Origin of the sequence: Novosphingobium sp. SL115 (genome assembly GCF_026672515.1) — a bacterium.
GTDB lineage: Bacteria > Pseudomonadota > Alphaproteobacteria > Sphingomonadales > Sphingomonadaceae > Novosphingobium.
On record NZ_JAPPRG010000002.1, the window covers coordinates 1,691,086 to 1,718,051 of the forward strand.

The 26,966-nt window shown below is 60.9% G+C and carries 26 protein-coding genes; 10 read left to right on the top strand and 16 right to left on the bottom strand.

Annotation, left to right across the window (positions count from 1 at the left end; all coding sequences use genetic code 11):
* Positions 1-18 precede the first annotated feature (18 nt).
* From rplI to rpsF, 3 genes are read right to left on the bottom strand one after another with little or no spacing between them, the layout of a single operon-like run.
* Positions 19-615, bottom strand: coding sequence for a 50S ribosomal protein L9 (rplI, locus tag OVA07_RS09770; protein ID WP_268171242.1), 597 nt, complete (start codon positions 613-615; stop codon positions 19-21).
* A 12-nt stretch (positions 616-627) separates the two neighbouring features.
* Positions 628-852, bottom strand: coding sequence for a 30S ribosomal protein S18 (gene rpsR / locus OVA07_RS09775; protein WP_169492015.1), 225 nt, complete (start codon positions 850-852; stop codon positions 628-630).
* 3 nt (positions 853-855) lie between these two features.
* Positions 856-1,218 carry a 30S ribosomal protein S6 gene (rpsF, locus tag OVA07_RS09780; protein ID WP_268171243.1) on the bottom strand — a complete coding sequence of 121 codons (363 nt, stop codon included), beginning with the start codon at positions 1,216-1,218 and terminating at the stop codon, positions 856-858.
* Positions 1,219-1,423: 205 nt separating this feature from the next.
* On the opposite strand from rpsF, the gene OVA07_RS09785 reads away from it, so the two are divergent.
* Positions 1,424-2,200: an enoyl-CoA hydratase gene (locus OVA07_RS09785; RefSeq protein WP_268172671.1), complete on the top strand. Its 777-nt coding sequence runs from the start codon at positions 1,424-1,426 to the stop codon at positions 2,198-2,200.
* A gap of 16 nt (positions 2,201-2,216) precedes the next feature.
* Here OVA07_RS09785 and OVA07_RS09790 read toward each other — a convergent pair whose 3' ends face one another.
* Positions 2,217-3,377: an acyltransferase family protein gene (locus OVA07_RS09790; protein ID WP_268171244.1), complete on the bottom strand. Its 1,161-nt coding sequence runs from the start codon at positions 3,375-3,377 to the stop codon at positions 2,217-2,219.
* 129 nt (positions 3,378-3,506) lie between these two features.
* On the opposite strand from OVA07_RS09790, the gene OVA07_RS09795 reads away from it, so the two are divergent.
* Positions 3,507-4,448 carry a DUF808 domain-containing protein gene (locus OVA07_RS09795; RefSeq protein WP_268171245.1) on the top strand — a complete coding sequence of 314 codons (942 nt, stop codon included), beginning with the start codon at positions 3,507-3,509 and terminating at the stop codon, positions 4,446-4,448.
* Positions 4,449-4,460: 12 nt separating this feature from the next.
* Here the strand turns inward: OVA07_RS09795 and OVA07_RS09800 are convergent, their stop codons facing one another.
* On the bottom strand, positions 4,461-4,829 hold the full coding sequence (locus tag OVA07_RS09800) for a PilZ domain-containing protein (protein WP_268171246.1): 369 nt from the start codon (positions 4,827-4,829) through the stop codon (positions 4,461-4,463).
* Between the two features lie 232 nt (positions 4,830-5,061).
* On the opposite strand from OVA07_RS09800, the gene OVA07_RS09805 reads away from it, so the two are divergent.
* Positions 5,062-5,595 carry a GNAT family N-acetyltransferase gene (locus OVA07_RS09805; RefSeq protein ID WP_268171247.1) on the top strand — a complete coding sequence of 178 codons (534 nt, stop codon included), beginning with the start codon at positions 5,062-5,064 and terminating at the stop codon, positions 5,593-5,595.
* A gap of 66 nt (positions 5,596-5,661) precedes the next feature.
* Here the strand turns inward: OVA07_RS09805 and OVA07_RS09810 are convergent, their stop codons facing one another.
* Positions 5,662-7,119, bottom strand: a complete 1,458-nt coding sequence (locus OVA07_RS09810; RefSeq protein WP_268171248.1) for a glutamate ligase domain-containing protein — start codon at positions 7,117-7,119, stop codon at positions 5,662-5,664.
* An 87-nt stretch (positions 7,120-7,206) separates the two neighbouring features.
* Between OVA07_RS09810 and OVA07_RS09815 the strand changes: the two genes are divergently transcribed.
* From OVA07_RS09815 to OVA07_RS09835, 5 genes are all read left to right on the top strand, one after another.
* Positions 7,207-8,028 (top strand): LD-carboxypeptidase, encoded by an 822-nt coding sequence (locus OVA07_RS09815; protein ID WP_268171249.1) that lies wholly within the window; start codon positions 7,207-7,209, stop codon positions 8,026-8,028.
* A gap of 59 nt (positions 8,029-8,087) precedes the next feature.
* Positions 8,088-9,023, top strand: a complete 936-nt coding sequence (gene fabD / locus OVA07_RS09820) for an ACP S-malonyltransferase (RefSeq protein ID WP_268171250.1) — start codon at positions 8,088-8,090, stop codon at positions 9,021-9,023.
* Between the two features lie 5 nt (positions 9,024-9,028).
* Positions 9,029-9,793: a 3-oxoacyl-[acyl-carrier-protein] reductase gene (gene fabG / locus OVA07_RS09825; RefSeq protein WP_268171251.1), complete on the top strand. Its 765-nt coding sequence runs from the start codon at positions 9,029-9,031 to the stop codon at positions 9,791-9,793.
* 185 nt (positions 9,794-9,978) lie between these two features.
* Positions 9,979-11,106 (top strand): DNA polymerase III subunit beta, encoded by a 1,128-nt coding sequence (dnaN, locus tag OVA07_RS09830; RefSeq protein WP_268171252.1) that lies wholly within the window; start codon positions 9,979-9,981, stop codon positions 11,104-11,106.
* Between the two features lie 164 nt (positions 11,107-11,270).
* Positions 11,271-12,716, top strand: coding sequence for a globin-coupled sensor protein (locus OVA07_RS09835; RefSeq protein ID WP_268171253.1), 1,446 nt, complete (start codon positions 11,271-11,273; stop codon positions 12,714-12,716).
* Between the two features lie 9 nt (positions 12,717-12,725).
* On the opposite strand, the gene OVA07_RS09840 is transcribed toward OVA07_RS09835, so the two are convergent.
* The 4 genes from OVA07_RS09840 to OVA07_RS09855 all read right to left on the bottom strand — a co-directional run bounded on the left by OVA07_RS09840 (position 12,726) and on the right by OVA07_RS09855 (position 17,799).
* On the bottom strand, positions 12,726-13,739 hold the full coding sequence (locus OVA07_RS09840) for a zinc-dependent alcohol dehydrogenase family protein (protein ID WP_442789640.1): 1,014 nt from the start codon (positions 13,737-13,739) through the stop codon (positions 12,726-12,728).
* Positions 13,739-15,487, bottom strand: coding sequence for an N-acyl-D-amino-acid deacylase family protein (locus OVA07_RS09845; protein ID WP_268171254.1), 1,749 nt, complete (start codon positions 15,485-15,487; stop codon positions 13,739-13,741). Before OVA07_RS09845 ends, OVA07_RS09840 begins: the two co-directional genes overlap by 1 nt.
* A gap of 103 nt (positions 15,488-15,590) precedes the next feature.
* Positions 15,591-16,895, bottom strand: coding sequence for an FAD-dependent oxidoreductase (locus tag OVA07_RS09850; protein ID WP_268171255.1), 1,305 nt, complete (start codon positions 16,893-16,895; stop codon positions 15,591-15,593).
* 94 nt (positions 16,896-16,989) lie between these two features.
* Positions 16,990-17,799 (bottom strand): alpha/beta fold hydrolase, encoded by an 810-nt coding sequence (locus tag OVA07_RS09855; RefSeq protein ID WP_268171256.1) that lies wholly within the window; start codon positions 17,797-17,799, stop codon positions 16,990-16,992.
* 203 nt (positions 17,800-18,002) lie between these two features.
* Here OVA07_RS09855 and OVA07_RS09860 point away from each other — a divergent pair, with 203 nt between their 5' ends.
* A complete protein-coding gene (locus OVA07_RS09860; RefSeq protein ID WP_326493118.1) occupies positions 18,003-20,594 on the top strand; it encodes an EAL domain-containing protein in 2,592 nt (863 codons plus the stop codon).
* A 21-nt stretch (positions 20,595-20,615) separates the two neighbouring features.
* Here OVA07_RS09860 and rlmN read toward each other — a convergent pair whose 3' ends face one another.
* Positions 20,616-21,917, bottom strand: a complete 1,302-nt coding sequence (gene rlmN / locus OVA07_RS09865; protein WP_268171258.1) for a 23S rRNA (adenine(2503)-C(2))-methyltransferase RlmN — start codon at positions 21,915-21,917, stop codon at positions 20,616-20,618.
* A gap of 237 nt (positions 21,918-22,154) precedes the next feature.
* Here rlmN and OVA07_RS09870 point away from each other — a divergent pair, with 237 nt between their 5' ends.
* Complete coding sequence (locus OVA07_RS09870) at positions 22,155-22,826, top strand: outer membrane protein (protein ID WP_268171259.1); 672 nt, start codon at positions 22,155-22,157, stop codon at positions 22,824-22,826.
* A 55-nt stretch (positions 22,827-22,881) separates the two neighbouring features.
* Here OVA07_RS09870 and OVA07_RS09875 read toward each other — a convergent pair whose 3' ends face one another.
* From OVA07_RS09875 to OVA07_RS09895, 5 genes are all read right to left on the bottom strand, one after another.
* Positions 22,882-23,373, bottom strand: coding sequence for a hypothetical protein (locus OVA07_RS09875; protein ID WP_268171260.1), 492 nt, complete (start codon positions 23,371-23,373; stop codon positions 22,882-22,884).
* A complete protein-coding gene (locus OVA07_RS09880; RefSeq protein ID WP_268171261.1) occupies positions 23,370-23,549 on the bottom strand; it encodes a DUF4169 family protein in 180 nt (59 codons plus the stop codon). The genes OVA07_RS09875 and OVA07_RS09880 overlap by 4 nt, the downstream gene beginning before the upstream one ends.
* Positions 23,549-24,178 (bottom strand): phosphoglycerate mutase family protein, encoded by a 630-nt coding sequence (locus OVA07_RS09885; RefSeq protein ID WP_268171262.1) that lies wholly within the window; start codon positions 24,176-24,178, stop codon positions 23,549-23,551. The genes OVA07_RS09880 and OVA07_RS09885 overlap by 1 nt, the downstream gene beginning before the upstream one ends.
* Positions 24,179-24,188: 10 nt before the next feature.
* Positions 24,189-24,680 (bottom strand): transcription elongation factor GreB, encoded by a 492-nt coding sequence (gene greB / locus OVA07_RS09890; RefSeq protein WP_268171263.1) that lies wholly within the window; start codon positions 24,678-24,680, stop codon positions 24,189-24,191.
* Positions 24,681-24,812: 132 nt separating this feature from the next.
* Entirely contained in the window at positions 24,813-26,897 is a 2,085-nt protein-coding gene (locus tag OVA07_RS09895) for a lytic transglycosylase domain-containing protein (RefSeq protein WP_268171264.1), read from the bottom strand.
* Between the last annotated feature and the right edge of the window lie 69 nt (positions 26,898-26,966).

Sequence of the window (26,966 nt, forward strand, 5' to 3'; positions counted from 1 at the left end):
TCCGATGAGAAGTGAAGCTCAGGCTTCGGCTTCTTCGCCGCCTTCCAGCAGCTCGGTCGGGATTTCGCCCGGTTCCGCGTTCGGATCATAGGCTTCGGTGAAGCCGCCGGTGTCGGTGTCGAACATCGCGGCCATCACGTCCACGCCCTGCGACTGCAGAGCGGCTTCGTCAGCCGAACGGGCAACGTTGACCTTGACGGTCACGACCACTTCGGCGTGCAGCGAAACCTTGACGTCATAAACGCCCAGCGTCTTGATCGGGCGTTCGAGCACGATCATCGACTTGTTCACCTTGGCGCCCAGTTCGATGAGGCCATCGGCGATGTCGCGGACCGAAACCGAGCCGTAAAGCTGACCGGCGTTGGACGACGCGCGGATGAGCACGACTTCCTTGCCTTCAACGTTGCTCGACTCTGCGGTCGCGTCATCACGACGCGCGGCGTTGTCAGCTTCGATGCGGGCGCGGTTGGCTTCGAAGACCTTGCGGTTGGCTTCGTTGGCGCGGAGCGCTTTCTTGTTGGGCAGCAGGAAGTTGCGTGCGTAGCCATCCTTGACGGTGACTTCGTCGCCAATGGTGCCCAGCTTCTCGATGCGTTCGAGCAGGATGATCTGCATGGCTGGCGCTCCTTACTTCACGATGTAGGGCAGGAGGCCGATGTGCCGGGCGCGCTTGATCGCCTGGCCCAGCTCACGCTGCTTCTTCGCCGAAACGGCGGTGATGCGCGACGGCACGATCTTGCCACGTTCAGACATGAAGCCCTGAAGCAGGCGCACATCTTTGTAGTCGATCTTGGGCGCGTTCTTACCCGAAAACGGGCAGCTCTTGCGGCGACGGAAAAACGGACGAGCCATTTCTTATTCCCCTTCGCGTTCGCGGCGGCGGCTGCGCTCGCGGTCGTTCTTGCGCATCATCACCGACGGGCCGGCTTCATGTTCGTCAACACGGACGGTCATGTAACGGATCACGTCTTCGTTGATCGAGGTCTGACGTTCGAGTTCAGCGATGGTGGCGCCCGAAGCTTCGATGTTCAGCAGCACGAAGTGCGCCTTGCGATTCTTCTGGATCTTGTAGGCCAGCGAACGGAGACCCCAGGTTTCAGTCTTTACGACCTTGCCGTTGTTCGTCTCGACGATTTCGGTGGCGGCGGCGGCAAGCGCATCAACCTGAGCCTGGCTCAGATCCTGGCGCGCCAGAAACACATGCTCGTAAAGCGGCATGCTTTTTGCGTCCTTATCCATATAACCGATCGCTGGCTTGTCCGCGGGATTGCGGTGCCCCTCCGGCTTTCTTCTACCCCCGGCATTGCCGGTGAAGGGCCGCGCCTTAGCGATTTCAGGGTGAAAGGCAAGCGCGTTCTTTGCTGTCCGAACCTTGCATTCGGCGCGACTCCCGGATTTAATCATTCAATTAATGGAGGGTGCGATGCTTGTCACGATCGATTTTCATGGTGCGGTGGCGGTTGTAACACTGAACAGGCCTGAGGCTATGAACGCATTGTCGGCTGCGTTGCGTGTGGAACTGGCACAGGCGATGCACCGCCTTGATGGCAATGATGCCGTTCGCGCTGTTGTGCTGACAGGGGCAGGGCAGCGCGCTTTTACCGCAGGCCTGGATCTGAAAGAACTGGGGGCAGATACGTCCCACCTTGGCGCAGCCAATGCGGAAGATGCCACACGTAATCCGGTCAGGGCCGTAGAGCAGTGCCGTAAACCTGTGATTGGTGCGATAAACGGTGTGGCAATTACCGGTGGGTTCGAACTTGCGTTGGCTTGCGATGTCCTTGTCGCATCAGACAATGCACGTTTTGCCGATACCCATGCGCGTGTCGGGATCATGCCGGGTTGGGGACTTTCGCAAAAGCTGTCGCGGATTATCGGCATAGCTCGCGCCAAGGAGCTATCGCTGACCGGCAACTTTATTGGCGCAGAACAGGCGCTGGCCTGGGGCCTGGTTAATCGCGTGGTGGCGGCGCAAGATCTTGTATCGACGGCCATTGCCCTGGCGCAGGACATGGCATCGATCGACCCGCACATGGTGATGGCTTATAAGAATTTGATCGATGAGGGTTACGCACTTGCATTTGGCGATGGGTTGGCGCTGGAGGCGCAGCTTTCGAGCGAGATGAATGGCCAAGTGGATGCCGGGGTGGTTGAGGCACGGCGTCGTGAAGTGATGGAACGTGGCCGTACGCAGGGATAAACTGAACGTCGACGGTTCAGGTTTCTGGACGTGCGGCCGGTTCCACATTTCTGGTGCTGGTTGATTTTTGCGATGCGCCGCAAAACAGAATGCTGGTGAGGGTGGTGGAGCGGACCGCCAGATAGCTGGCGACCGAAAGCAGCAGGGTTGCTGCCGATGCTGCCAGCCACTGCGCCACGGGCGGCAAGGGCAGGGCAAGCGCTTGGGGCAGGACAACCATCGCCCAGACCAGATGGAACAGATAGATGGCCAGCGCGCCGTCGACAACGAAAGTGACGATCCGGCTGGGGCCGCGCACCGCCCGATAGAGCAGGCGATAAAGCGCCATTGCCATCAGATAGGCCAGCGGCAATTCAACGGCACGCAGGATGAGCGATCCGGCGAAATCGGGATAGATCTCCTTGCCCAGCGCAGGCCTGATCAACGGATCAAACGGAATATAGATCGCCAGCAGCACGATGATGGCAGGCGTCAGCCAACGCTTGTACAGCGCAAAGAAGCGATCACCGATCCTGCCGTGCCATGCCAGAACACCCATGGCAAAACCGGCTGCGTGAAAAACGAATTGCTGGATCAGCAGGGTTTCGAACGGAGCATCGGGGATGGGCGGAACATGTTCGATTGCAAAGCGCACAAGCCCCCATCCGGCCAGTGCAAAAAGCAGCACCAGCGATCCGGAACCGGACAGCAACATGGCCCGCTGCAGCGCGACGCCGGGCGCAATCCGTCTTGCCGGAATGGTCGCATAAACTGCGCAAAAGCCAAACAGCACGATCAGGAACCAGAAATGATCGAGCGCCACCGGCAGGCCCAGAAACCGTGGCGATGGTTTGTGCATCAAGGTTTCCTGCAAGCCGAACTGCACCAGCCCCAGTGTGGCGAGGCTTGCCACCAGTGGCAGCAGCAACCTGCGCGCGCGTTCTGCCAGCCACGCCCGTCCACCTTTGCGTGTCCGCATCATCCCCGCGAAGTATCCGGCCAGCATGAAGAAGGCGAACATGCGAAAAACGTGGGTGATGCTGGCCCAACCACCGATCAGCAGCGATTGCTGAAAGGCCGTGGCGGGCGGGTTCATCTCGAAAAAGGCTTTCGTCGCCACATGGAACGGCAGACCCAGCAGCAACAGCGCCGCACGCGCAGCGTCAAGGTGATGCAGGCGTTTGACTGGCGAAGGCATGGCGGCGGCCCTTAACGTGTAATGCGCAGTCAGGCGAGACATTCTGCCGGGACCGGCACAAGCCCCTTGCGCTTCGCGGGCCGCTCCCGCACATCAGCGGGCGAAAATCCCAAAGGAATAGAACGCCCCATGCCTTCCGGTCTTGTCGCCCTGCTTGACGACGTTTCGGTCATTGCCCGTGCCGCTGCGGCCTCGCTTGATGATGTCGGCGCCGCCGCCGCCAAGGCCGGGTCGAAGGCTGCGGGTGTGGTGATTGACGATGCGGCGGTGACGCCATCTTACGTGACCGAATTTACGCCTGACCGCGAATTGCCGGTGATTGCGCGGATCGCCAAGGGCAGTTTGTTCAATAAACTGGTCATCCTGCTGCCCGCTGCGCTGGCGCTCAGTGCGTTTCTGCCCAGCGCGATTACCCCGCTTTTGATGATGGGCGGCCTGTTCTTGTGCTTTGAAGGCGCGGAAAAAGTGCTGGAAAAGCTGGGCGGCGAAAAGCATGGCGAAACGCTGGAGGACAAACCGACCGACATTGCCTCGTTTGAGAATGAGCGGGTTTCGGGCGCGATCCGCACCGATTTGATCCTTTCTGCCGAAATCATGGCCATCGCGCTGGCAGAAGTTGCTGGCGAAGGGCTGGTGCAACAAGCCATCATCCTGGCAGTGGTGGGCATTGCGATCACCGTCATGGTTTATGGCGCGGTCGGCCTGATCGTGAAGATGGACGATATCGGTCTGCACCTGTCCGAGAAATCGTCGGCGCTGGCCCGGTCTGTCGGACATTTCCTCCTGCGCGCCATGCCGGTGCTGCTGGTGTTGCTGGCCACCGTGGGTACGGCGGCCATGTTGTGGGTCGGTGGCGGGATTATCCTGCACGGTGCCGAAGTGCTGGGCCTGCATGGTCCGGCAGAGCTTGCCCATGCCGCCCAACACGCGGTGGAGCATGCCACCGGCCCGCTGGGCGGGGTGCTGGGCTGGCTGACTTATGCGGTGCTGTCAGCTGTCGTGGGGCTGGTGCTGGGCGCGATTGTCGCCGTGGTCGTCCATGTGATCGGCAAGGCGCGCGGTAAGCACTGAACCTGGCACAGTTCAGGCAGCATGGCGGATGGGCGGCACTTTGGGGGGATGGCCTTCGCGATAGTGGCGAATGGCGAAATCGCTTACGAGGGACTGAAACACATCGTCATGCAGCCGGTGTTCGAATTCAAGGCCGCTCACCCGGTCGCGTGACCAGACGACAAAAGCCAGTTTTGGCTGAAGACCGGGCAGCATCAGGTGTATCGGTTCGTCGATCCGCAGCCTTTCCAGACCTTCGATGCGCGCGCCATACTGGTTGAGATCCTTAAGGATAACCGTTGAGCGTGCCGCACCGCATTTGCATCGGACCGGAAGTTCGATTCCAACACGCGGGGCGCGCCGTTTCGCTTCAAATTCCGTGTCTTCGCTATAACGCCACATGGCATGTCCTCCACTGGTATTAACCACCTGCATTTAGGACGGTGGCGTGTGAGGGAATTTCAGGCCGAATTGCGCAAGCGGTCGGCGTTCGTTTTTCTGCAACTCTGCGCGCGGCCTTTGCATCGCAGGCTGTGGTGGGAATTGCGCTGGATCAACAAGCACTTCGACCTGAGTGGTATTGCCAGCACGGCAGACGGACGATCCCGCCTGACGATGCCCGAGGAGATTTGCGATGACTGGTGCAACGATGGCAACGCTTGCTCCGCTAGACCAGCTTGAAACGCGCGATGGCCTTGTCCTTGATGTGCGTCCCGCCTTTGCCGAGGATGAGCCGCTGCTTGAAGCTTTCTTCGATGCGGTTAGCGATGAAGACCGCCGCTTCCGCTTTCTGGCTGCCAGCAAACACGTTGGCCATGACCAGCTTGTCCCGCTGACGCATGTGGACCACTGGCGCACCGAAAGTTTTCTGGCGTTCGAGCGGCAGACCGGCGCGCTTGTGGCGTCGGCCATGCTTGCCTGCGATGCACAGATGGATACCGGCGAAGCCGCCATTTCGATCCGGCGCGACTTTCGTGGGCGCGGGGTGGGCTGGACCATGCTGGATCTTCTGGCCAGTGAAGCGTGCAAGCGGGGGTTGAAGCGCGTGATTTCCATTGAGGACCGCGACAATCACGCCGCCATAGAGCTTGAGCGCGAAAAGGGCTTTGAGGCCCACGGCATCGACGGCGATCCGCATCTGGTGCTGCTGGAAAAGCGTTTCGGCTGAACTGGCACAAGCCCTTGGGTCGCAACAAGGGGGAACCGGCGGTCAGCTGAGCGCCGGTTCTGTTTTTTATCCAGCGCTCAGCCGCGACAGGATATCGCGCGCAAACACGGCCAGCGTATCATCGCGCGCACCCATCACGACTATGCGGTCACCACTGCGGGCAAGGCTGACGATGCGGTCGGCGCAATCGCTGCGCCGGGGCACATATTCGGCCTTGCCGCCATGGTCGCGGATCAGGTCGACGATGCGTTCAGACCCGACCGAACGGTCGACCGTGCCGCCGAAATAAACCGGATCGCACAGCATGGTAAGATCGTCCGGTCCAAGACGAGTGGCCATGATTTCGGCTAGTTCGTGGCCCATCTGGCGCAAGGGACCATAGCCGTGCGGCTGGAAAAAGGCGATCACCCGGCCGGGGTGGGCTTTCAGCGTGGCCAGCGTTGCAGCGACTTTTTCAGGGTTGTGCCCGAAATCATCGATCACCGTGATGCCCGATGCACTGGTGCCGACAATGTCAAAGCGGCGGGCGAGGCCAGCAAAGCCCGACAGGTGGCGTGCGGCTTCCGTAAGGGGGATTCCCGCCGCATTGGCCGCGGCCAAGGCGGCCAGCGCATTTGCCAGATTGTGACGTCCGGGTACCTGTAGGGCAACCGCGCATGATGTGCCATCGCGCTTGTCCGTGACGGTAGCTGCAATGCTGGTCGGGCCTTCGACAATACTGCTTGCGACTACCGAGATGTCGGCCAGATTGGACAGGCCGAAGGTTACCGCCTGATTGGCGTGTCCAATCAGGCCCATGCTTTCGGCATCATCGGCATTGATCGCGGCAACCCTTGCGCGACCAATAAAATTGCCAAACAATTCGCGCAGTTCTTCAAGGCTTTTGTGATCGAGACTGACGTTGTTCAGCACGGCTACATCGGGCGTGTAAAGCGCGATCGAGCCATCGCTTTCGTCCACTTCGGAAATGAAGCTGCCACCCTTGCCAACACGGGCAGAGGCAAAGGGGGCCTGTGGCGAAACGAAATTCTTCATCACTGCGCCGTTCATGATCGTGGGGTCGCACCCGGCGGATGTGAATATCCAGCCGATCATGCCGGTGACGGTCGATTTGCCGCTTGTTCCCCCCACCGCGATGCCCTGCGGCGCGGCGTTGAACAGGGCCGAAAGAAGGTCCGCTCGGCTCATCCTTGCACAGCCAAGTTGTGTGGCCCGGACCACTTCGGGCACGGTATCTTCGACCGCCGCCGATGCGACCAGTACCTGCTGTTGGGATGTGATGCCTGACCCGTCCTGCGGGAACAACGTAAAACCAAGGCTTTCCAGCCAGCCGAACTTTTCCGGCGTGCGTCCTTGATCGCGGCTCCGGTCAGACCCGGCGACTTGCGCGCCCATGCCGTTAAGGATCAGCGCCAGCGGCAACATACCCGATCCGCCGATGCCGCAGAAGAACCAGTCGCGATCGGTCAATGCCGTGACAGGATTTGTGGTGCTGGCCGGTGTGGTTTGTGCAGGCGTGGTCATGGCGCTTTCGGTATGCGTCTGCGCGCCCGGTGACAACCTTGCGATTGCGCCTTCCGTCGGATGGGCGAACCGCGCTAGAGGAAGCCAGTGACCAAAAGCATTGCCATATGCGCCCCTTCAACGCCGTTCACGCGCGATGATGCCGCGCGGGTTCTTGCGCTGGCCGAGGCGGAATTTCCAGAACTTCGTCTGCATTTTCACGATCAATGCTTTGCCAGCGAAGGCCATTTTGCCGGGCCAGATGCCTTGCGCCTGTCGGCATTTGTGGAATGCGCCAACGATACCGCATTCGATGCGGTGTGGTTCGTGCGCGGGGGCTATGGCGCAAATCGCATTGCCATGGATGCTTTGGCCCGGCTGTCCCCGGTGGCGCATGACAAGGAGTATCTGGGCTATTCCGATGGCGGTACTTTGCTGGCCATGCTTTACCGCGCGCGAATTGGTCGGCCGGTCCATGCCCCGATGCCGGGCGATATCCGGCGAACAGGTGGAGAAGCAGCCGTGCGGCGTTCGCTCGACTGGCTTGCTGGTGGCCGTGCGGGACTTGAACCTACTCTTGACGGCACCCAACCGGTCGTGGCGTTCAACCTGATGACGCTGGCAATGCTTTGTGGCACGCCTTTGATGCCCGATCTTTCAGGGCACGTTGTCATGGTCGAAGAGGTAGCCGAATATCACTATGCGGTGGACCGCCTGCTGTTTCATGTAACCGGCAATCTGGCCAGGATCGGCATTGCCGGGTTGCGGCTGGGTCGGGTCAGCGATGTGCCTGAAAATGATCGTCCGTTTGGGGCCGGGGTGGAAGACATGGTACGGCACTGGTGCGGACATACCGGTATCCCTTACCTTGGCACTGCCGATATCGGGCATGATGTTGACAACAGGATCGTGCCGTTCGGACTTGCCTGACAGGCAGGCGCGGCATAGGGCGCCACCCCTGATAAGGGCGCCAATATTTGGAGGGTCAGATGCGAGCATTCGTTTTTCCGGGACAGGGCAGCCAGAAGGTCGGCATGGGGCTGGAACTGGCACAGGCCAGCGCCGCCGCGCGCGAAGTGTTCGAGGAAGTTGACGAAGCGCTGGGCCAGAAGCTGTTCCAGATCATGAAGGAAGGGCCGGAAGATGTTCTGACCCTTACCGAAAATGCCCAGCCTGCAATTATGGCCAATGCCATTGCCGTGCTGCGCGTGATGGAGCGCGAAGGCGGTATTACCCTTGCCGAGAAGGCCGGGTACGTCGCCGGGCACAGCCTTGGCGAATATACCGCGCTGTGTGCCGCAGGGGCATTCAGCCTTGCCGATACGGCTCGCCTGCTGAAACTGCGCGGCCAGTCGATGCAGGCCGCCGTGCCAGTGGGGCAGGGCGCAATGTGCGCGCTGCTGGGCGCCGATATCGAAAAGGCAAGCGCACTGGCGCAGGCCGCTGCTGAAGGCGAAATCTGCACCGTTGCCAACGACAACGACCCCACGCAGGTCGTGCTGTCCGGCCACAAGGCGGCAATCGAGCGCGCCGTTGCCATGGTCAAGGACCACGGCATCAAGCGTGGCGTGCTGCTGCCGGTGTCTGCGCCGTTCCACTGCCCGCTGATGCAGCCTGCTGCTGATACCATGGCGGAGGCTTTTGAAAAGACGCCGCCTGCTGCCTTGCGCGTTGCCCTGTTCGCCAATGTCACCGCCGCAATCGTCACCGACCCTGCAGAGGTGAAGCGCCTGCTGGTTGAACAGGTCACCGGCCGCGTGCGCTGGCGCGAAAGCGCGATTGCGATGAAGGATGCAGGCGTCGAACAGTTCATCGAATTGGGCGGCAAAGTGCTTGGCCCGATGATTAACCGTTCGGTCGCCGATGTCTCTGTCACCAGCGTTGTCGGCATGGCCGATATCGAAGCCATCCTGAAGGAAATGTGAGAGCCATGGAAAACCGTCTTTTCGACCTTAGCGGGATGACCGCGCTTGTCACCGGGGCTGCTGGTGGCATCGGTTCTTCCATCTGCCATGCATTGGCGCGGCAGGGCGCGCGCATTGCCCTTTCAGGCACCAATCCGGCCAAGTTGCGGGCCTTCCGCGAAGAACTGAACGATACTTACGGCCAGGATCACGTCGAGATCACCTGCGACCTTTCGAACACCGACCAGGTCGAACATCTGGTCCCTGCTGCGCTCGACACGCTGGGCAAGCTGGACATTCTGGTAAACAATGCCGGAATCACGCGCGACAATCTGGCCATGCGCATGAAGGACGAGGAATGGGATGCGGTGATCCGCGTCAACCTTGAAGCGGCATTCCGCCTGATGCGCGCGGCGACCAAGCCGATGATGAAGGCCCGTTTTGGCCGTATCATCACCGTGACCAGCGTGGTGGGCGCCACCGGCAATCCGGGGCAGATCAACTATGCCGCAGCCAAGGCTGGCCTTGTCGGCATGTCGAAATCATTGGGGCAGGAACTGGCCAGCCGCAATGTCACGGTCAATTGCGTGGCCCCCGGCTTCATCCGCACCGCGATGACCGATGTGCTGCCAGATGGCCAGAAAGACGCGCTCAACGCCCGCATTCCGATGGGCCGGATGGGTGAAGGCAGCGACATCGGCGCGGCCATTGCCTACCTTGCTTCGAAGGAAGCAGGATACGTCACTGGGCAGACGCTGCACGTCAACGGCGGCATGGCGATGATTTCCTGACCGAAATCGCCCTATCCGGGCGGTTTTATCCCCAGCTTAGGCCATATGGGCGGGACCGGCGCTTGCCGCGTCCCGCCCTCGCGTTAAGACAGATGGTCCGAACCGCACGCCGGGGACGCGATTCCCCGGACCAGTCAACGCACGGGGATGGGCCTTGCCTGCTCCCTGGGGGGATCGAGACGAGAATGAAGGCGACGATTGAACGCGCGACGCTGCTGCGCTGCTTGTCCCACGTCCAGTCGGTGGTTGAACGCCGCAACACGATTCCGATCCTGTCGAACGTGCTGATCGAAGCATCGCCCGACAGCACGGTTCGCCTTATGGCGACCGATCTTGATCTGCAGATCGTGGAATCTATGGCCGCCGTTTCGGTTGAAACGCCGGGCGCGATCACGGTTTCTGCGCACCTGCTGTTCGACATTGCGCGCAAGCTGCAAGACGGATCGCAGGTCAGGCTGGAAACGGCGGACAACCGCATGGTCGTAAAGGCCGGGCGCAGCCGCTTTCAGTTGCCCACTCTGCCGCGCGACGACTTTCCGGTCATCGTCGAAGGCGATCTTCCGACCAGCTTCGAAGTGCCCGCGCGCACGCTGGGCGAATTGATCGACCGCACCCGTTTTGCGATTTCGACGGAAGAAACGCGCTACTACCTCAACGGTATTTTCCTGCACGTTTCGGACGAAACGCAGCCTGTGCTCAAGGCGGCTGCCACCGATGGCCACCGCCTTGCCCGCTTCACCATCGCTCGTCCCGATGGTGCCGAAGGCATGCCTGATGTGATCGTGCCACGCAAATGCGTGGGCGAACTGCGCAAGTTGCTGGAAGAAGTGCTGGATTCAGCCGTTCTGGTTGATCTTTCCGCCAGCAAGATCCGTTTCACATTGGGCGGTGAAAACGGTGTGGTGCTGACCAGCAAGTTGATCGACGGCACGTTCCCCGATTACAGCCGCGTGATCCCTACCGGCAATGACAAGCTGCTGAAGCTTGATCCGCGCTCCTTCTTTGAAGGTGTGGATCGCGTTGCCACCATCGCCACCGAAAAGACCCGCGCGGTCAAGATGGCGCTTGAACACGACCGCGTCACGCTGTCGGTTACCAGCCCAGACAACGGCACGGCGGCAGAAGAACTGGCCGCAGATTACAGCGCGGAAGGGTTCGAGATCGGCTTTAATGCCAATTATCTCAAAGACATCCTCAGCCAGATTGATGGGGATACGGTGGAACTGCATCTTGCCGATGCCGGCGCGCCGACACTGATCCGCAAGGATGACAAATCGGCTGCGCTCTATGTGCTCATGCCGATGCGGGTCTGATTGTTTTTGGCGGCTGTTTGCTATCTTGCGCGCAGCCGCCGCAGGCCTGAATAATCAATGGTTAATCGTAGTTAAACCTTGCTCCTCGTAGCGGTGCGGGGCGGCTATTACCGACAAATTGACGGTAGCGATGGCATGCCTGTTCCATTCTAGGAGCAGCGCAGATGCAAGATCAAAGTCATCGACAGACCGTGGCCAAGAAGCTGGAATTTTTCAGCATCGGCCGTGATGACTACGCTAGATTTCCTTTCATTCTGAAATCGTTGCAGGCCTACGCGCCAGCCGCGCTCGACAAGCTGTACGATCAGATCGCCGCAACCCCGGAGACGGCCAAATTCTTTAGTTCGCGCCAGGGCATGCGTCACGCGCGGGATAAGCAGGTTGAACACTGGGCAGGCATGTTCGGCGGGCAGGTAGGCGACGCCTATTTTGAAAGCGCGGAACGGATCGGCAATGTTCATGCCCGCATCGGGCTTGAGCCGGGCTGGTATATCGGCGCTTATGCCATGGTGCTGGAACAGATCATTTCCGGGATGTTTTCGGGCGTTGGCGGCTCACTGGCCCCGCGCAAGAAAGCCCGCGCGATGGCATCGATGATAAAAATGGCCCTGCTCGACATGGAAGTGGCGCTTTCAGCCTATTTCAAAGCTGAAGAGGCAGCGCGCATCGCGGTGATCGATGAAGTTAGCGCCAGCTTGCAGGCCATGGCCGACGGCGATTTCGCCACTGCAGCGCCCGATCTGCCGGCTGCCTTTGCCGAATTGCAGCGCCATCTTGACGGAATGCGTGTGCAGGTGGCTAGTGCCTTGGGCGATGTGGCCCAGACATCCATGACAGTTGGCGTTGGTGCTCGAGAAATTCGACAGGCGTCGGACGATCTTGCCCGTCGAACAGAGCAGCAGGCGGCGAGTCTGGAGGAAGCCTCTGCTGCCATGACCACGCTGGCATCGACCGTGCGAACCACGGCGGACGATGCTGCGCACATGCACGATTCGGTGCATCAGGCGCATGGTGAAGCCATGAAGGGCGGTTCGGTTGTGGGTGAGGCAGTTTCTGCCATGAACGATATTCACGAATCCGCGCAGGAAATCGGCAAGATCATTTCAGTGATCGACGGGATCGCGTTTCAGACCAACCTGCTGGCGCTGAATGCAGGTGTAGAGGCGGCGCGCGCGGGCGATGCCGGGCGCGGGTTCGCGGTGGTCGCTACCGAAGTCCGGGCTTTGGCTCAGCGCACGGCGGATGCCGCGCGCGATATCAAGCAGTTGATCGGACAAAGTTCGGTTCAGGTTGAGCGCGGCGTTAGCCTTGTCGGCCAGACCGGCGAGACATTTTCGGTTATCGTTGAACAGGTTGGCCATGTTGCCGAACTTGCCAGCAGTATTGCCCAGATGGCCAATAATCAGGCGACCAGCATCGGTCAGGTGCGCGAAACTGTGCGGGAAATGGATACGATGACCCAGCAGAACGCAGCAATGGTGGAAGAAGCGACGGCGGCCGCACGCAGCCTTGCCGCAGAATCCAACCGGCTGGCCACGCTGGTCCAGAATTTCCGGCTGGAGCAGCAGGCAGGTAGCGCGGGCGTAGGGCAATTGCGCCACGCTGCCTGACGGCTCTTCTCAGATATCGATCACGATCTTGCCGAAGTGCTTTCCGCTTTCCTGATGGCGAAACGCTTCGGCAAGCTGCTTCAGCGGAAAATGGCGGTCGATCGCTGGCTTGATACCGCTTGCCTCAATGCCCGCAATCATTGCCAGATGGTCTGCCCGTGACCCGACTGTCAGCCCCTGAACGCGCAGGTTCTTGGCCATCAGCAGCGCGGTTTGCACTGGCCCGGCAAATCCGGCCAGTACGCCGATCAGAGCGACATGCCCGCCGACTCGCGTTGCCATCATCGACTGGTCAAGCGTACCGGCCCCGCCGATTTCGACAACGCAGTCGACGCCCGCACCGCCGGTCAGTTCAAGGGCTTTTACGCCCCACGCAGGCGTTTCCTTGTAATTGATCGTCGCATCGGCACCCATTTCGACCAATCGTTCCAGTTTGGCATCGGACGAACTTGTGGCGATAACCCGCGCGCCTGCCGCTTTGGCAAATTGCAGCGCGAAAATGGACACGCCGCCGGTGCCTTGAACCAGCACGGTGTCGCCCGGCTTGATGGCATTGTCGACAAACAGAGCGCGCCATGCTGTCAACCCGGCGCAGGTCAGGGTCGCCGCTTCGGCATGGCTGTAACCGGCAGGCGCACGGGTGAACCAGTGGGCGGGAACAACCACTTCAGTCCGCGCATAACCATCAATCCCGTCGCCTGGAACAGTGGTGAACGCTGCAGATTTCGGCGGTCCGGCGTCCCAGTCGGTAAAGAAGGTCGACACTACGGCATCGCCGGCCTTGAAAGCGGCAACGCCATCACCGGTGGCAATAACCACGCCCGCGCCATCAGACATGGGGATGCGGCCCGCTGCGGCAGGAAGCATCCCGGTAACCACGGCATAGTCGTGGAAATTGAGCGACGAGGCATGCAGCCGAACCCGGATTTCGCCGGGACCGGGATCGCCACAATCGGGCAGGAAATCGGCATGAAGTGTGTCCAGCGAGGCTGGCGCGCCGACGCGAATGACCTGCACGCTCATTATTCCGCTGCCTCCATCATATCGGCCCGCTGTGGTCCGCGGATCAGGTTGCCCGGCGTCGCCCCAGTCCATTCGCCGTTGCGGAAGGTCACTTTTCCGCCCTTGATCGTGCAGTCATAGCCTTCTGCCTTCTGCAAAAGACGTTTGCCGCCAGCGGGCAAATCGAACGCCAGCCAAGGCTTCAGCAGGCGAACCCGGTCAAAATCGATTACGTTGATGTCTGCCAGATATCCCGGCGCAATCACCCCACGGTCATCAAGTCCATAGAGGCGCGCCGTGTCGTGGGACTGGCGCTTTACGGCATGTTCAAGGCTGATCCGTCCACCCCGGCGACGGTCGCGCACCCAATGCTGCAGCATGAATGTAGGGCTGGCGGCATCGCAGATGGTGCCACAGTGCGCGCCACCATCAGAGAGGGAATTGACCGTATCGTCGGCGTCCTGAAGTGCTTCCAGGAAGTCCAGATTGCCGTCGGCATAGTTCAGGATCGGAAGGTAGATAAACCCTGACCCATCATTTTCCATAAGCTTGTCATAGGCATAGGCATCGGGCGCAAGGCCTGCTGCCTTGGCGCGCTGAAGCACACTGGCATCCGCTTGCGGTTCGTAATCGAAGTCATCATCCATGATGAACTGGTTGTGCCAGCCTTCGGCAATCATCATGAACAGGCTGATGATGTCGCTTTCGGGATAGGCATTGGCCTCTGCAAGCACCTTGGCGCGGAAGGCAGGATCGCGCAGGTGGGCAAGCTGTTCATCCCACGGCAATTCGGCAATGGCGGCATAGCTGGGGCGGAAGCGGAACGGGTGAATGGTGCCCTGCCATGCCATGATGACACCGTTCCCGCGCAGCGCGATCTGGGCCACGATATTGGCGCCCTGTTCGTTCTGGCGGCGCATTTCGGCGATCTGTTCTTCCAGCGTCATTTCCTTGGCGATGGATTGCAGCGCGGCATACGTCACTGGCAGGCCGGTTTCGCGGCTGAGCGCGCCCATCCAGCCGAATTCATCCCATTCGCGCTTCATGTCCGACGCCATTTCGAACACGCCATAGCCAACACGGCCCATCGCGCGACCAATCTCGATCAGCTCTTCAGCGGTGGCGGTGGTGCCGGGCACGACTTCGCCATCGATGGATTTGTGAATGACCGTTCGGCTGGTAGAAAAGCCAAGGGCGCCGGCGCGGACGCCATCTTCCACAATATCAGCCATCTTGCGGATATCGTCCGTGGTTGGCACCGCCCCCGGCTTTTCGCGATCACCCAAGACATAGGCGCGCACTGCGCCGTGCGGAACGTGCGTGCCAATGTCGATTGCGCGGGGCATTTTGTCCAGCGTGTCGAGGTATTCTGGAAAGGTTTCCCACTCCCATGTGATGCCTTCGGCCAGCGCCGTGCCGGGGATATCCTCCACACCTTCCATCAGACCGATCAGCCAGTCATGCCGGTCTGGCGCTGCTGGGGCAAAGCCGACGCCGCAGTTGCCCATGATCGCTGTGGTCACGCCGTGCCACGATGATGGCGCCATTTCCGCATCCCATGTGGCCTGTCCGTCGTAGTGGGTGTGGACATCGACCCAGCCCGGCGCGACGATCCGTCCGCTGGCGTCGATTTCTTCGGCGGCATCGCCATTGATCTTGCCGACTGCGGCGATCAACCCGTTGCGGATCGCGACATCGCCGGTGAACCGAGGGTTGCCGGTGCCATCAACGATGGTGCCGTTGCGGATGATGAGGTCATAGGCTGGCATTGGCTGCTCCTTCTCCCTGCGCAGGCCGACTCGATCCGGCGGCCAGTCGCGTTAACTGGTCGATTAAGTCATGGCTTGCGGCGCGGGTCAATTGTTGGCGAGTCTAACTGCGCGCGCGGATCATTTCGGCAATATCGACGAATTTCTCGCGTGGGGCGCCGTCACGCGCACGGGCTGCCTCGGCCTCCTCGATTTTTTTCCAGTCACGGAAGGTCACCACTTCCAACCCGCGCGTCGTGGCAAGTGCGTCGAAGCCTTCGCGGCCTTTCTTGCCCGAAGTGCCGACAATATCTTCGGCAATCTTCTCGATGATCGAAAATCCGTCAGGTCGGTTGGTGCCAATGGTGCCCGATGGACCACGCCTTGCCCAGCCGACGCAATACAGGCCGGGCAGGATGCGGCCGTCATCGTTGGCAAAGCGGCCGGCTCGCTCATCAAACGGAACGCCGGGGATGGGCGTTGTCTGGTATCCGATGCACGAGACGACAAGGCTGGCCGGAATTTCATAGAACTCGCCAGTGCCAATTGCCCGACCCGCTTCGATTTTCGTTCGTTCCACCTCGATGGCTTCCACTTTGCCTTCGCCCAGCAGTGCGCGCGGAGCGGCGAAGAAGTCGAACTCTACTTCAAGCGGAAGATCGGCGCGGTGGCTTTCAGGAATGGCGGCAAATGAACGCAAATGACTGACTGACTTGCGGATTCCCGGCTCAAGCAGTGCATCATCGCCCACATCGGGCAAGTCGCGCGGGTCCACATGTGGCGCGGTGCGCGAAAGATGGCCCATTTCGCCCAGTTCCTTGGGCGTCATCATGATCTGGTGCGGCCCGCGCCGGCCAAGGATCACGATGCGGCGGATGCCCGATGCCATCAATCGGTCCAGCGCGTGGCTGACGATATCGCTTCCGGCAAATTCCTCGCGCGTTTTGGAAAGGATGCGGGTTACGTCCAGCGCGACGTTGCCCATGCCGATGACCACGGCGGTATGGCCGGAAAGGTCGGGGTCGAGCGCGGCAAATTCCGGGTGGCCATTATACCACCCGACAAAGGCGGCGCTGCCATGGACGTTGGCCAGATGATCGCCCGGAACGCCCAGTTGTCGGTCGCGTGGGGCACCTGTGGCCAACACGACCGCATCGTAAAGGCCCTGCAATTCGGCCACGGACACGTCCTGCCCGACTTTCACATTGCCGACGAACCGCACGTTTTGCGAAAGCGCGGTCTGTTCATAGCGCCGCGACACCCCCTTGATCGACTGATGATCGGGTGCAACGCCGGTGCGGATCAGGCCGTATGGCACGGGCAGCATGTCGAAAATATCGACCCGCACATCATCGCCCCACTGCTTTTGCGCGGCTTCGGCTGTGTAATATCCTGCAGGCCCGGAACCGATGATCGCGATATGCCGCATGGCCACTCCCACTAATGCGTTCTTGGACTTATGAGTCCTTGGATGGCGATGCTATCGCAAGCGCGGCAAAAGGAAAGCGGCCAAACCGGGGCGGTCAGGCAGCATCATCCTGTTCATCAAGAAACGCGCGCAAGTGACTGATAAACAAATCCCGCTGCGACAGCATGAACAGGTGCCCGCCGCCCTTGAACATGGTGATGCGGCTGTGCGGAATGGCATTGTGCAGGAATTGCGCGTTGGTGGACGGCACCAGTTGGTCTTCCTCGTCCGCCATGACCATGACTGGCATGGACAGCAAGGGCAGGAACGGCAGGCTGGTCCAACTGGCGAAGGCGGCCATCTGATACGAAAAACCCAGCGGTGATGGTGCCTTTGCCGCGTTCAGCGAAACCCGGCCTGAGCCGCCACCATTATAGATCGAAGCAAGGTTGCGGCGCAGGGTGCGCTCCACGGTATATTCGCGCGGATCGGCAAGATGTGCCAGCATCGCCGGGTTGCTGGGCACCATCGTAGCCCCGGCAGCGGTGGCCGCCAGCACCAGCCGTCCGGTGCGTTGCCGGTGCTGAAAGGCAAACTGCTGCGCCAGCGCGCCGCCCCAGCTAATGCCCAGGATGTCGGCCTGTTCGATATCCAGCCGATCCAGCAGCGCAGCCGTGGTCAGTGCCATGCAGGGAATAGTATAGGGCAGCACCGGATCGGGTGACTGGCCGGTGCCGGGCATGTCAAAGCAGATCACTTCGCGTTCGGGCAAAGCCCGTGCAACAGGGCCCAGCAGCTCCAGATTCATGCCGATGCCGTTAAGCATCAGCAGCGGGCGGTGCTTGCGTTTTCCCGCATGCCAGCGGGCAATGTGCAATCTGCGCCCACCAACGCCGATGGTCGATACTTCCGCCGTTTTTGTCACACGCGCCCCATGTCGATAATTGGCCTCGCACTAGCACCTTCGCATATGCGGCAAAAGCGTGCGATTTGCATGGCGCTTAACCCTTTCTAAAAGCAAGACGGTGCATTGGCTGGGTCATGTCTCCAGACGCGCAGCCAGCGGTTTCCACAACCAGCGGTTCAGACCGCCATTTCGCACGCACCCGACGTCGCGAAAAAGTGCTGATGCCTGAAGGGCCTGCAGCAGGCGAATCGTTCCTGTTGGGTGGTGATCCGGCGAATCGGCTGAATTCGGCGGAATGGGCCAGGCTGGCGCTTGCCATACTGGCCACACCGCTTGCCGTTGCGCTGTTCCGGCTTGAACTGCCAGATATTCTGCCATCGGTCCTGGCGCTGATCGCTGCGCTGCTGGTCGGTGCCTCGCTTCTGGTGACCAAAGCGGAAACGGCCCATGACCTGCAAACTGGAATCCGGATGATGCTGATGGGGCTGACAGTCCCATTGCCTATGCTCATGTTCGGTTCGGCCATCGGTATCTGGTGCGAATCCGACCAGATCAGCTGGTCAATCGGTCTGGCGGTGGTTGCCACCACATCACTGCTGGCCACAGTTGTTCATTCAGGACGTCTGGTGACGGTTCTTGCGGCGCAGATTGGCATCTGGTCGGGCATGACTTGTGTTACCAGCCCCATTGGCGGCTATGTTGCGTTGGCCATTGGCCTTGCCGTGGCGGGGGTGGCCTATGTCCGCCAGCATCGCATCGATTTGGCAGCGCAGGAAAAGGCCGAGCACGACCAACGCACCCAGACGCGCGCGCAGGAAATCCTCGCAGATTATGAGGAAACGGGGCAGGGCTGGTTCTGGGAAACCGATCGCCGCGGCCACCTGACCTATCTTTCCCGGACAGTGGCTGAAAATCTGGGCCGCCGCGCCGAAGGTCTGATTGGCCGTCCCTTTACTGAACTGTTCAATCTTACCGCGCAATCGGGCGAGGGCGAACGCACGCTGACATTCCACCTTTCTGCACGATCAAGCTTCAGCGAACTGGCCGTCCGGGCAGCGTCGAAAGATGAGGAGCGCTGGTGGTCGATCAGCGGTCGCCCCACGTACGATACCTTCAACAATTTTGCGGGTTTTCGTGGGTCTGGCACCGATCTTACCGAAAAACGTCGTTCGCAGGAACACGCCTCGCGGCTGGCCCATTTTGATTCGCTGACCGGGCTTTCCAACCGTTTCCGCATGTCGCAGACGCTTGAAAAGCTGCTGCTTGCGCCGCAGGAGCATCATCGCACCTGCGCTGTTTTTCTGCTCGATCTCGACCGGTTCAAACAGGTCAACGACACGCTGGGGCATCCGGCAGGCGATGCTCTGCTGAAACAGGTGGCGCAACGGCTGGAACGTGTGGTTGGCAGTCTGGGCCGTGTCGGGCGGCTGGGCGGCGATGAATTTCAGGTCATCCTGCCGGGCAAGATCGGGCGCGAACAACTGGGCCATCTGGCTGAACGCATCATCGAAAGCCTGTCGCAGCCCTATTCCATCGAGGGCAGCCGTGTGATGATCGGTGCGTCGGTGGGTATCGCGCTGGCACCCGATGATGGTGTGACCAGCGAAGCGCTGATCCGCAATGCCGACCTTGCACTTTATGCAGCCAAGGACGGGGGGCGCGGGCGTCACCACTTCTACGCTGCGGACCTTCACAGCGATGCCGAAGAGCGGCGGCAACTGGAAGACGATCTGCGTGATGCAGTCGCCAATGGCGGGCTGGAATTGTACTATCAGCCGGTCGTCCAGACATCGACCGAGAAGATCACCGGCTTTGAAGCGCTGTTGCGGTGGAGTCACCCTGAACATGGCTGGATCAGCCCGGCAAAGTTCATTCCGATTGCCGAAGACACCGGACTGATTGCGCCGATTGGTGAATGGGCGCTGCGCACGGCCTGTCAGGATCTGTCGCGCTGGCCCGAAAACGTCAGGGTTGCCGTCAACGTCTCACCACTTCAGTTCGCCAACCCCGCGCTGCCAGCGATTGTCACCAGCGCACTGGCCAGCGCGCAAGTCGCGGCCGAAAGGCTGGAACTGGAAATCACCGAAAGCGTGTTCCTCAACGATGACGAGGGCACCGAGCAGATGTTCCGGGCGCTGAAAGGGCTGGGCGTGCGTCTGGCACTGGATGATTTCGGCACGGGCTATTCCTCGCTCGGTTATTTGCGCACGGCACCGTTTGACAAGATCAAGATCGATCAGTCGTTCGTGCGCGGCGCAACCCAGCCGGGCAGCCGAAACGGCGCGATTATCGCATCCATCGTCAGCCTTGCCGAAGCATTGGGTATGGAGACGACAGCAGAAGGCGTGGAAACGCTGGATGAGCTGGATCTGGTACGCACATTGGGATGCAGCCATGTGCAGGGCTATATCTATGAACGTCCTTTGTCCGCGCACAGCGCCGTATCGCGCCTTTCTACCGGCCTGATGGCCATTGCCCAAGGCCCGCGTTCTGCCCGTGCGCCGCGTCAGACCATGCTGCGCAAGGTCGTGCTGGACCACGGCGGCCACCGTTATGACGGCACGATCCGCAACATGAGCCAGACCGGTGCGCTCATCGAAGGGCTTTGGAATGTGCCGACGGGGACCATCTTCCGCCTGACCCTTGCCGAGAACAACGTCATTACCGCCACTTGCCGCTGGTCGAGTGCCGACAGAATGGGCGTGGAATTTGCTGCTCCGCTATGTCTGGAAGATGGCGATACGGTCGCATCGGCGTCGTCTCGGTCCGGTCCACTGGAAATGCCGCCGATGGCTGACCGTAAGGTAGGCTGATGGCGCCTGCCGCGCAGGGGATTAACCCAGCGCGGCCTGCTTTTCTTCTGCAAGCCGGTCCAGTTCGGCCCGGCTCTTGCGTTCTGCTGCAGTCTTCAACTGGCCGCAGGCTGCATCGATATCACGTCCGCGCGGGGTTCGCACAGGGGCGCTGATGCCACCGTCAAACACGATAGCGGCAAAGCGCTTGATGCGGTCGGGGCTTGAACATTCATAGACTGCGCCGTCCCACGGGTTGAACGGAATCAGGTTGACCTTGGCCGGCAGCTTGTACTGCTTGATAAGACGCACAAGTTCGCGTGCGTCATCATCGCTGTCGTTCTTGTCTTTCAGCATCACATATTCGAACGTGATGCGTCGCGCATTCGACGCGCCGGGATAGTCGGCACAGGCCTGCAACAGTTCGTTGATGCCGTATTTGCGGTTGATCGGCACGATTTCGTCACGCACGTCCTTGGTCACCGCGTGCAGCGAAACCGCAAGGTTTACGCCGATTTCCTCACCGCAGCGCGCCATCATCGGCACCACGCCGCTGGTGGACAGGGTGATCCGCCGCTTTGACAGTGCCAGCCCGTCACCATCCATCACCAGCTTCAGCGCGTCGCGCACGTTGTCGAAGTTGTACAGCGGTTCGCCCATGCCCATCATCACGATGTTGGTCAGCAGGCGCCCGTCCGAGGTATAGCTGCTTTCGTCCTCATCCTCGTCCAGTCCGGCCATGGTGGCGACCCGCAGGTCGCTGGCACCCTTGGGCCATTCGCTCAGCGCATCGCGCGCCAGCATCACCTGTCCGACGATTTCACCCGGCGTCAGGTTGCGCACCAGCCGCATTGTGCCGGTATGGCAGAACCGGCAGTTCAGCGTGCAGCCCACCTGGCTGGAAACGCACAGCGTCCCACGGTCAGCATCGGGAATGAACACCATTTCAAAATCGTGCTTGTCTGCCGTGCGCAACAGCCACTTGCGCGTGCCATCGGTGGAAACCTGCGCCTCGACAATTTCGGGCCGCCCGATCACGAAGCGTTCGGCCAGCCACGGGCGCATGGTCTTGGCAATGTCGGTCATCGCCTCGAATTCGGTGACGCCACGATGATACAGCCAGTGATAGACCTGCTTGGCGCGCAGTTTGGCCGCCTTGGCATCCAGACCGGCTTCGGCAAAAATTTCCGCAATCTGCTGCCGCGGCAGGCCGATCAGGTCGATCCGGCCATCTTCGCGCGGGGTTACTTCGCGCGGCACGGGAACGGGATCGATGTGGCCGGGGATGGGCATCGGGCCAAGGCCGGTCGAAGTGGTATCGGTAGGGGTCTGCATCGCGGCCATATATGTCGTTCTGTCCCCTCGCGCAAACGCGCCTGCGCGAACGGGCTTACGTTGGTCAGGTTCCCGTCACTCATCGTGTCATTATCTCACTTCATCGCAATAGATGTGACTGTTTTGCAACGGTTTCTTGTTGTGTGAGGTTCAGGAAACCGGATCGCCTCTTCGCTCATTACGAGAACCACTGTCGGGTCGCACAACAGACCAGAACCGGCAGGCACTATTCGAATGGAGTGAAACATGAAGAAGATCTGCGCAATTCTCGCCGCTGGCACCGCCCTCATTGCTGTCCCTGCGTTCGCGCAGGATGCAACCCCTGCCGAAAACTTCAGCGGCCTACGTGTCGAAGCACTGGTCGGATATGACCACCACCGTTCGGGCAGCAGCGAAGACGTGGATAACACCCGCGATCTGAAGCAGTCGATCGATGGCGTCACTTATGGCGCGGGCATCGGCTACGACGTTCCGCTGGGAGACCGCATGACCTTTGGTGGCGAAGCTGAAATCACGGAAAGCAGCGCCGGCTGGGACAACAACAACAGCGAACCCAACGTATTCAACCTTGGCCGCGTTGACGCTGGTCGCGAATACTACGTTGGCGCTCGTCTTGGCTACGCCGCGACCCCCAGCACGCTGGTCTATGTAAAGGGCGGCTACAGCAACGCCCGCTATAACCTTCAGGGCACTGACGGCACCACCAACCTGCGCCAGCGTCTTGACACCGACGGCTATCGCGTTGGTGCAGGTGTGGAACAGAAGGTCGGTCAGAACGCCTTTGTAAAGGTTGAATACCGCTATTCGAACTACAGCAAGGGCGAATTCGACTTCAACGGCGATACCCCTGACAGCAGCCGATTCGACATCGATACCGACCGCCATCAGGTCATGGCCGGTGTTGGCCTGCGCTTCTGATCTGACGATCTGATGCAAAAGGAAAGGGCGGGCCTGATGGCTCGCCCTTTCTGATTCACCGGGCGCAGCCCAGCGCGGCTGCATCAATCGCAGAAGCGGCGCCTGCCAACGGATAAATGTCGCGGAACCCCCGACCATCGGCACCGCTTGCGATCACCACCATGCGGCGTGCGCTGCGCATCTGGGCGATGATCCCGGCATTGGTGCGCTGATCGGCTGGCCATGCATCGGCTTGCCCGGTTTGGAGGGCGAAGTTGGCTTCGGGGAAGGACACGATCACTTTTGATCCCGGTGCCAGACGTCGGGCCAGCCGCACATGCACTGCGCTGCGAATGTTTCGCCCCGGCCAGTGTCCGACAGTAAAATATGGTTGGAAATCCTGCCGCCGTCCCGCCACTTTTTCCGCCGTGGCAATGGCATAGCAGCGCGGCACTGCTGCATCGCGAAACGCGCCCCAGGTGTTGAAAATGCCCAGACTGTCGCGAGCCAATGCGGCGCCCGAAAGCGTGCAGGCCAGCATCATGCCAATGATCGCGCCGCGTTTCATGGTTCGTCCCGGCGCGCGCCATCGATTAGTCGCGCCATGCGTTCAGCTTCGGCTGCATCACGGACCTTTTCGCCCTTGGTACGGCCAAATTTCGCACGGTTTGCCTGTGCTTCGATCTGCTGACCTGCCCGTGTTCTGGCTTTGCGGGCCATTCGCAGGTTGACGACTTCGCCCATCAGGCGTGCTCGATCCCGCGTTCCGAACCGAACAGGACTGTCTCTGCGCGGTTTTCCACCAGCGCTATGGAGCCTTGCACCAGCGATGGCGCGATGGGTGCGTTGTGGATCGGGTGAACCGGGTAACCCGCCATGATCCCCCGCAACACCCGGCTCGAAATGCCGTGCATCACCACGATATGGTCGCCCTCCAGCCCGTCCAACCCTGCGATCCAGCGGTTCAGCCGCTCTGCGATCATCACATAGTTTTCGCCATCGGGGGCAGGGCGCAGCAAGTGATCCTCGATCACGATGGGGCCAACTTCGTCTTCCACCTCTCCATAAGACCGGCCGCACCATGATCCCATGTCGATCTCTTTCAGGTCCATCGTGCGCCGTCCGGCAAACCAGTCCAGCCCCAGTTCCTCGGCAATCAATGCTGCCGTCTGCAATGCGCGTCCGGTGTCTGATATGTGCAGTGTCACTTGCGGCCGTTCGCCCAGCTCGTGGCGCAGTGCACAGCCCATCGCCACAGCCTGTTCAAAGCCCTGCCGGGTTAACGGCGTGTGGATGTGGTTGGCCTGCAGGCGGCGCGTGGCGTTATAAACCGTCTCGCCATGGCGCATGATGAAGAAGCGTGCCGATGTCATGCAAGCCGCTTTAGCCTGCGGCGTCAGGATAGGAAATGCTCATGATCTCCCACTCCTTCTCTCCCGAAGGCAGCCGCACCACGCGCAAATCTTCCACCCGCGCGCCCCGCAATGCCTTGGCAATAGGCGCGCTCCAGCCGATCCGGTTGTTGGTGGCGTCCTGCTCGTCGTCGCCCACTATGGTCAGCACACGCCGGTTATCGTCCTCGTCGGCAATCTCGACACAGGCGCCAAACAGCACCCGGCTGCGATCTTCCTGCCGCGCCGGATCAACCACCCGCGTCGCCTTCATCCGCCGCGCCAGAAACGCCAGCTCCCGATCAATCTCGCGCATCCGCTTGCGCCCATAAAGATAGTCGCCGTTCTCCGACCGGTCCCCATTCCCCGCGGCCCAACTGACGATCTCGACAATGGCGGGCCGCTCGGTGCCCAGCAGATGGTCGTACCGCGCACGCAAGGCGGCAAATCCGGCGGGGGTAATGGGGTGTCCGTCAGGCTTCATGGGGTGGCTTTAAAATGAGCGGAGGAGGGCCGACAAGTGCAATCCACGCCACAAATGCCCAACAGCCAAAACGTCGCCCCGGACTTGAACCAGGGTAAGGCTATTCCGCATCCGGACGCTGGGCAAAAAGCCTCACCCCGGCTCACGCTTCCCGATAAAGTGGCTCATCGGATTGCTTCCCCGATAAGTCGCATATTGCGGGTTCATCGCTTCATAGACCACGGCGTTTTCCAGCACGCGCTGCACATAGTTGCGGGTTTCGGAAAGCGGGATGCGTTCGATCCATTCGATCCAGTCGACGCTGCCATTGCGCGGATCGCCATTGGTGCGCAGGAACTTGTTCACGTTACCGGGGCCAGCGTTATAGGCCGCCACGGCCAGCGGCCACGATCCGTTGTAGTAATCGAGCATCCGCGCGAAATAGCCTGATCCCAACTGGATGTTGTAACCTGCATCTTCGGTCAGCGCCGATGCGTTGTAGGACAGCCCTTGCTTGCCTGCCTGTTCGTTGGCCGTGCCCGGCATCAACTGCATCAGGCCGCGTGCGCCTGCATGGCTGACGGCATTCTGCGCGAACTGGCTTTCCTGACGGCTGATCGCGTGAATGCCGGTCCACTTGGCTTCATACCCTGCGGGCACCGGGATCAGCGGAAAGGCGATGTGCTGAAAATCCAGATAGCCGCGCGCCGCTGCGGCCTGTCCCACAATCACGCCCAGATCGCGTCGGCCAAGGTCGCGCGCCAATTGCGCCACCATCATGTGCTGGCCTTCGGTCTGCTGCTGCTCGGCCACTTCCTTGAAGAAGCGGATCGTTGTGCGCCAGTCGCCATTGCGGGCAAGCTCGCGCACGGCCAGCGTCAGTGGCTGCGAAAAGAACCGGCTGCGTTCGTCAGGCGATGCCTGCGCGCTGGAATCGGTGGCAAATGCTGGCACCGGGCGGCCCAGTCGTTCCAGCGCCAGCAGGCCATAGAACTGGTCGGCATATTGCGCCGCAGCTTCGAAATAGCGACGGGCTTCGGTCTGTTGCCCGGCGCGCGCCGCCGCCTTGCCCGCCCAGTAGAACCCTTTGGACCGGGTGCCCGGCGTTCGCGCCGCCGCGCCATAGCGCCAGAACAGCGGGGCCGCGCTGGCAGGGTCGCCAATGTTCATGAAGGCCTGCGTGCCGCCCAGCCACATCAGCGATGTATAATCATCGCGCAGGCCATAGGCGGTCTGGCTCACATCCTCGCCGGGGGCAAAAGCGTCGTCGATGCTGGCCGCAATCCGCATGGCGGTGCGCGCATCGCCTGATGTCGCCGCGGCACGGGCGTTGACCAGCAATTCCTCAACCCACTTTTCCCGGTCCAGTGGCTGACGGGCGAGCAGCGGGCGATTGGCCAGAAAAGCCCGCGCGCCTGCGCCATTGCCAGCCTTGCGCAACTGGCGCACGCGCTGAAAAACAAAGCCCGGATCGCTATTGAGCATCTGGGTGGAAACACCGGCTACGGCGGCATAGGGATCACCCCCACGCATGGCCGCCAGCCGCGCACCGTCCACCGCTTTACGCGCCTGACTGACCCACACGATCTGCCGTGCGGCCTGATCCATTGCGCCAGACCATAGCAGCGCGTCCATCCGCGCGTCATGGACGATCTGCCGTGCGGCCTGATCCATTGCGCCAGACCATAGCAGCGCGTCCATCCGCGCGTCATGGTCATCAGCGGTAAAGCTCGGTCCCCACGCCGAAAACAGCGCGCTTTCCGCAGCGTCGGTCATCGCGCCGCCGCGCCATGCGGAGCGCGCAGCTTCACGCGCTTCGGGGCGGGCCATGGCCATCAGCGCCAGCGCATATTGTGCGCGGCCCACATTGGTCAGCGGCGGCTTGCGGTCGAAATAGGCGGCAACACGGCTGGCTTCGGGCGTTTCGCGTTCCAGCGAAAGCTCGGCATAGCGTTGCAGCTTTTCCTCATCCGGAAAGCCGGGATAGCTCAGCAGGAAGTTCGAATAATCCGAAAAGCTGAAGCGGTTGGAACTGGACAGCAGCTTCCACCGCTCAACCCCGTTCATCATCTGCCCGCTTTGGCTGGCCACAAGATTCGCGCGCGCGCGGTCCCAGTCCGAGCCATCGGCGGAATTACCCCCGCTGGCATGCACTGCGCTGGAAGCGGCTAGGGTCTGCAGAAGAAGTCCTGCAACACCCGACCGCAAGATCAAGGCTTTCACGTCCATGCCGGACATACTATGGAGCGGCTCCTTATCAGGCGCTGAACAGACCCCTTCGGGCACGGTTCGTCGTGAACCAGATGC

Bases quoted from the DNA above. Each gene is read 5' to 3' on its own strand.
- rplI (WP_268171242.1), bottom strand. From the start codon at position 615: ATGCAGATCATCCTGCTCGAACGCATCGAGAAGCTGGGCACCATTGGC.
- rpsR (WP_169492015.1), bottom strand. From the start codon at position 852: ATGGCTCGTCCGTTTTTCCGTCGCCGCAAGAGCTGCCCGTTTTCGGGT.
- rpsF (WP_268171243.1), bottom strand. From the start codon at position 1,218: ATGCCGCTTTACGAGCATGTGTTTCTGGCGCGCCAGGATCTGAGCCAG.
- OVA07_RS09785 (WP_268172671.1), top strand. From the start codon at position 1,424: ATGCTTGTCACGATCGATTTTCATGGTGCGGTGGCGGTTGTAACACTG.
- OVA07_RS09790 (WP_268171244.1), bottom strand. From the start codon at position 3,377: ATGCCTTCGCCAGTCAAACGCCTGCATCACCTTGACGCTGCGCGTGCG.
- OVA07_RS09795 (WP_268171245.1), top strand. From the start codon at position 3,507: ATGCCTTCCGGTCTTGTCGCCCTGCTTGACGACGTTTCGGTCATTGCC.
- OVA07_RS09800 (WP_268171246.1), bottom strand. From the start codon at position 4,829: ATGTGGCGTTATAGCGAAGACACGGAATTTGAAGCGAAACGGCGCGCC.
- OVA07_RS09805 (WP_268171247.1), top strand. From the start codon at position 5,062: ATGACTGGTGCAACGATGGCAACGCTTGCTCCGCTAGACCAGCTTGAA.
- OVA07_RS09810 (WP_268171248.1), bottom strand. From the start codon at position 7,119: ATGACCACGCCTGCACAAACCACACCGGCCAGCACCACAAATCCTGTC.
- fabD (WP_268171250.1), top strand. From the start codon at position 8,088: ATGCGAGCATTCGTTTTTCCGGGACAGGGCAGCCAGAAGGTCGGCATG.
- fabG (WP_268171251.1), top strand. From the start codon at position 9,029: ATGGAAAACCGTCTTTTCGACCTTAGCGGGATGACCGCGCTTGTCACC.
- dnaN (WP_268171252.1), top strand. From the start codon at position 9,979: ATGAAGGCGACGATTGAACGCGCGACGCTGCTGCGCTGCTTGTCCCAC.
- OVA07_RS09835 (WP_268171253.1), top strand. From the start codon at position 11,271: ATGCAAGATCAAAGTCATCGACAGACCGTGGCCAAGAAGCTGGAATTT.
- OVA07_RS09840 (WP_442789640.1), bottom strand. From the start codon at position 13,739: ATGAGCGTGCAGGTCATTCGCGTCGGCGCGCCAGCCTCGCTGGACACA.
- OVA07_RS09845 (WP_268171254.1), bottom strand. From the start codon at position 15,487: ATGCCAGCCTATGACCTCATCATCCGCAACGGCACCATCGTTGATGGC.
- OVA07_RS09850 (WP_268171255.1), bottom strand. From the start codon at position 16,895: ATGCGGCATATCGCGATCATCGGTTCCGGGCCTGCAGGATATTACACA.
- OVA07_RS09860 (WP_326493118.1), top strand. From the start codon at position 18,003: ATGCCTGAAGGGCCTGCAGCAGGCGAATCGTTCCTGTTGGGTGGTGAT.
- rlmN (WP_268171258.1), bottom strand. From the start codon at position 21,917: ATGGCCGCGATGCAGACCCCTACCGATACCACTTCGACCGGCCTTGGC.
- OVA07_RS09870 (WP_268171259.1), top strand. From the start codon at position 22,155: ATGAAGAAGATCTGCGCAATTCTCGCCGCTGGCACCGCCCTCATTGCT.
- OVA07_RS09875 (WP_268171260.1), bottom strand. From the start codon at position 23,373: ATGAAACGCGGCGCGATCATTGGCATGATGCTGGCCTGCACGCTTTCG.
- OVA07_RS09880 (WP_268171261.1), bottom strand. From the start codon at position 23,549: ATGGGCGAAGTCGTCAACCTGCGAATGGCCCGCAAAGCCAGAACACGG.
- OVA07_RS09885 (WP_268171262.1), bottom strand. From the start codon at position 24,178: ATGACATCGGCACGCTTCTTCATCATGCGCCATGGCGAGACGGTTTAT.
- greB (WP_268171263.1), bottom strand. From the start codon at position 24,680: ATGAAGCCTGACGGACACCCCATTACCCCCGCCGGATTTGCCGCCTTG.
- OVA07_RS09895 (WP_268171264.1), bottom strand. From the start codon at position 26,897: ATGTCCGGCATGGACGTGAAAGCCTTGATCTTGCGGTCGGGTGTTGCA.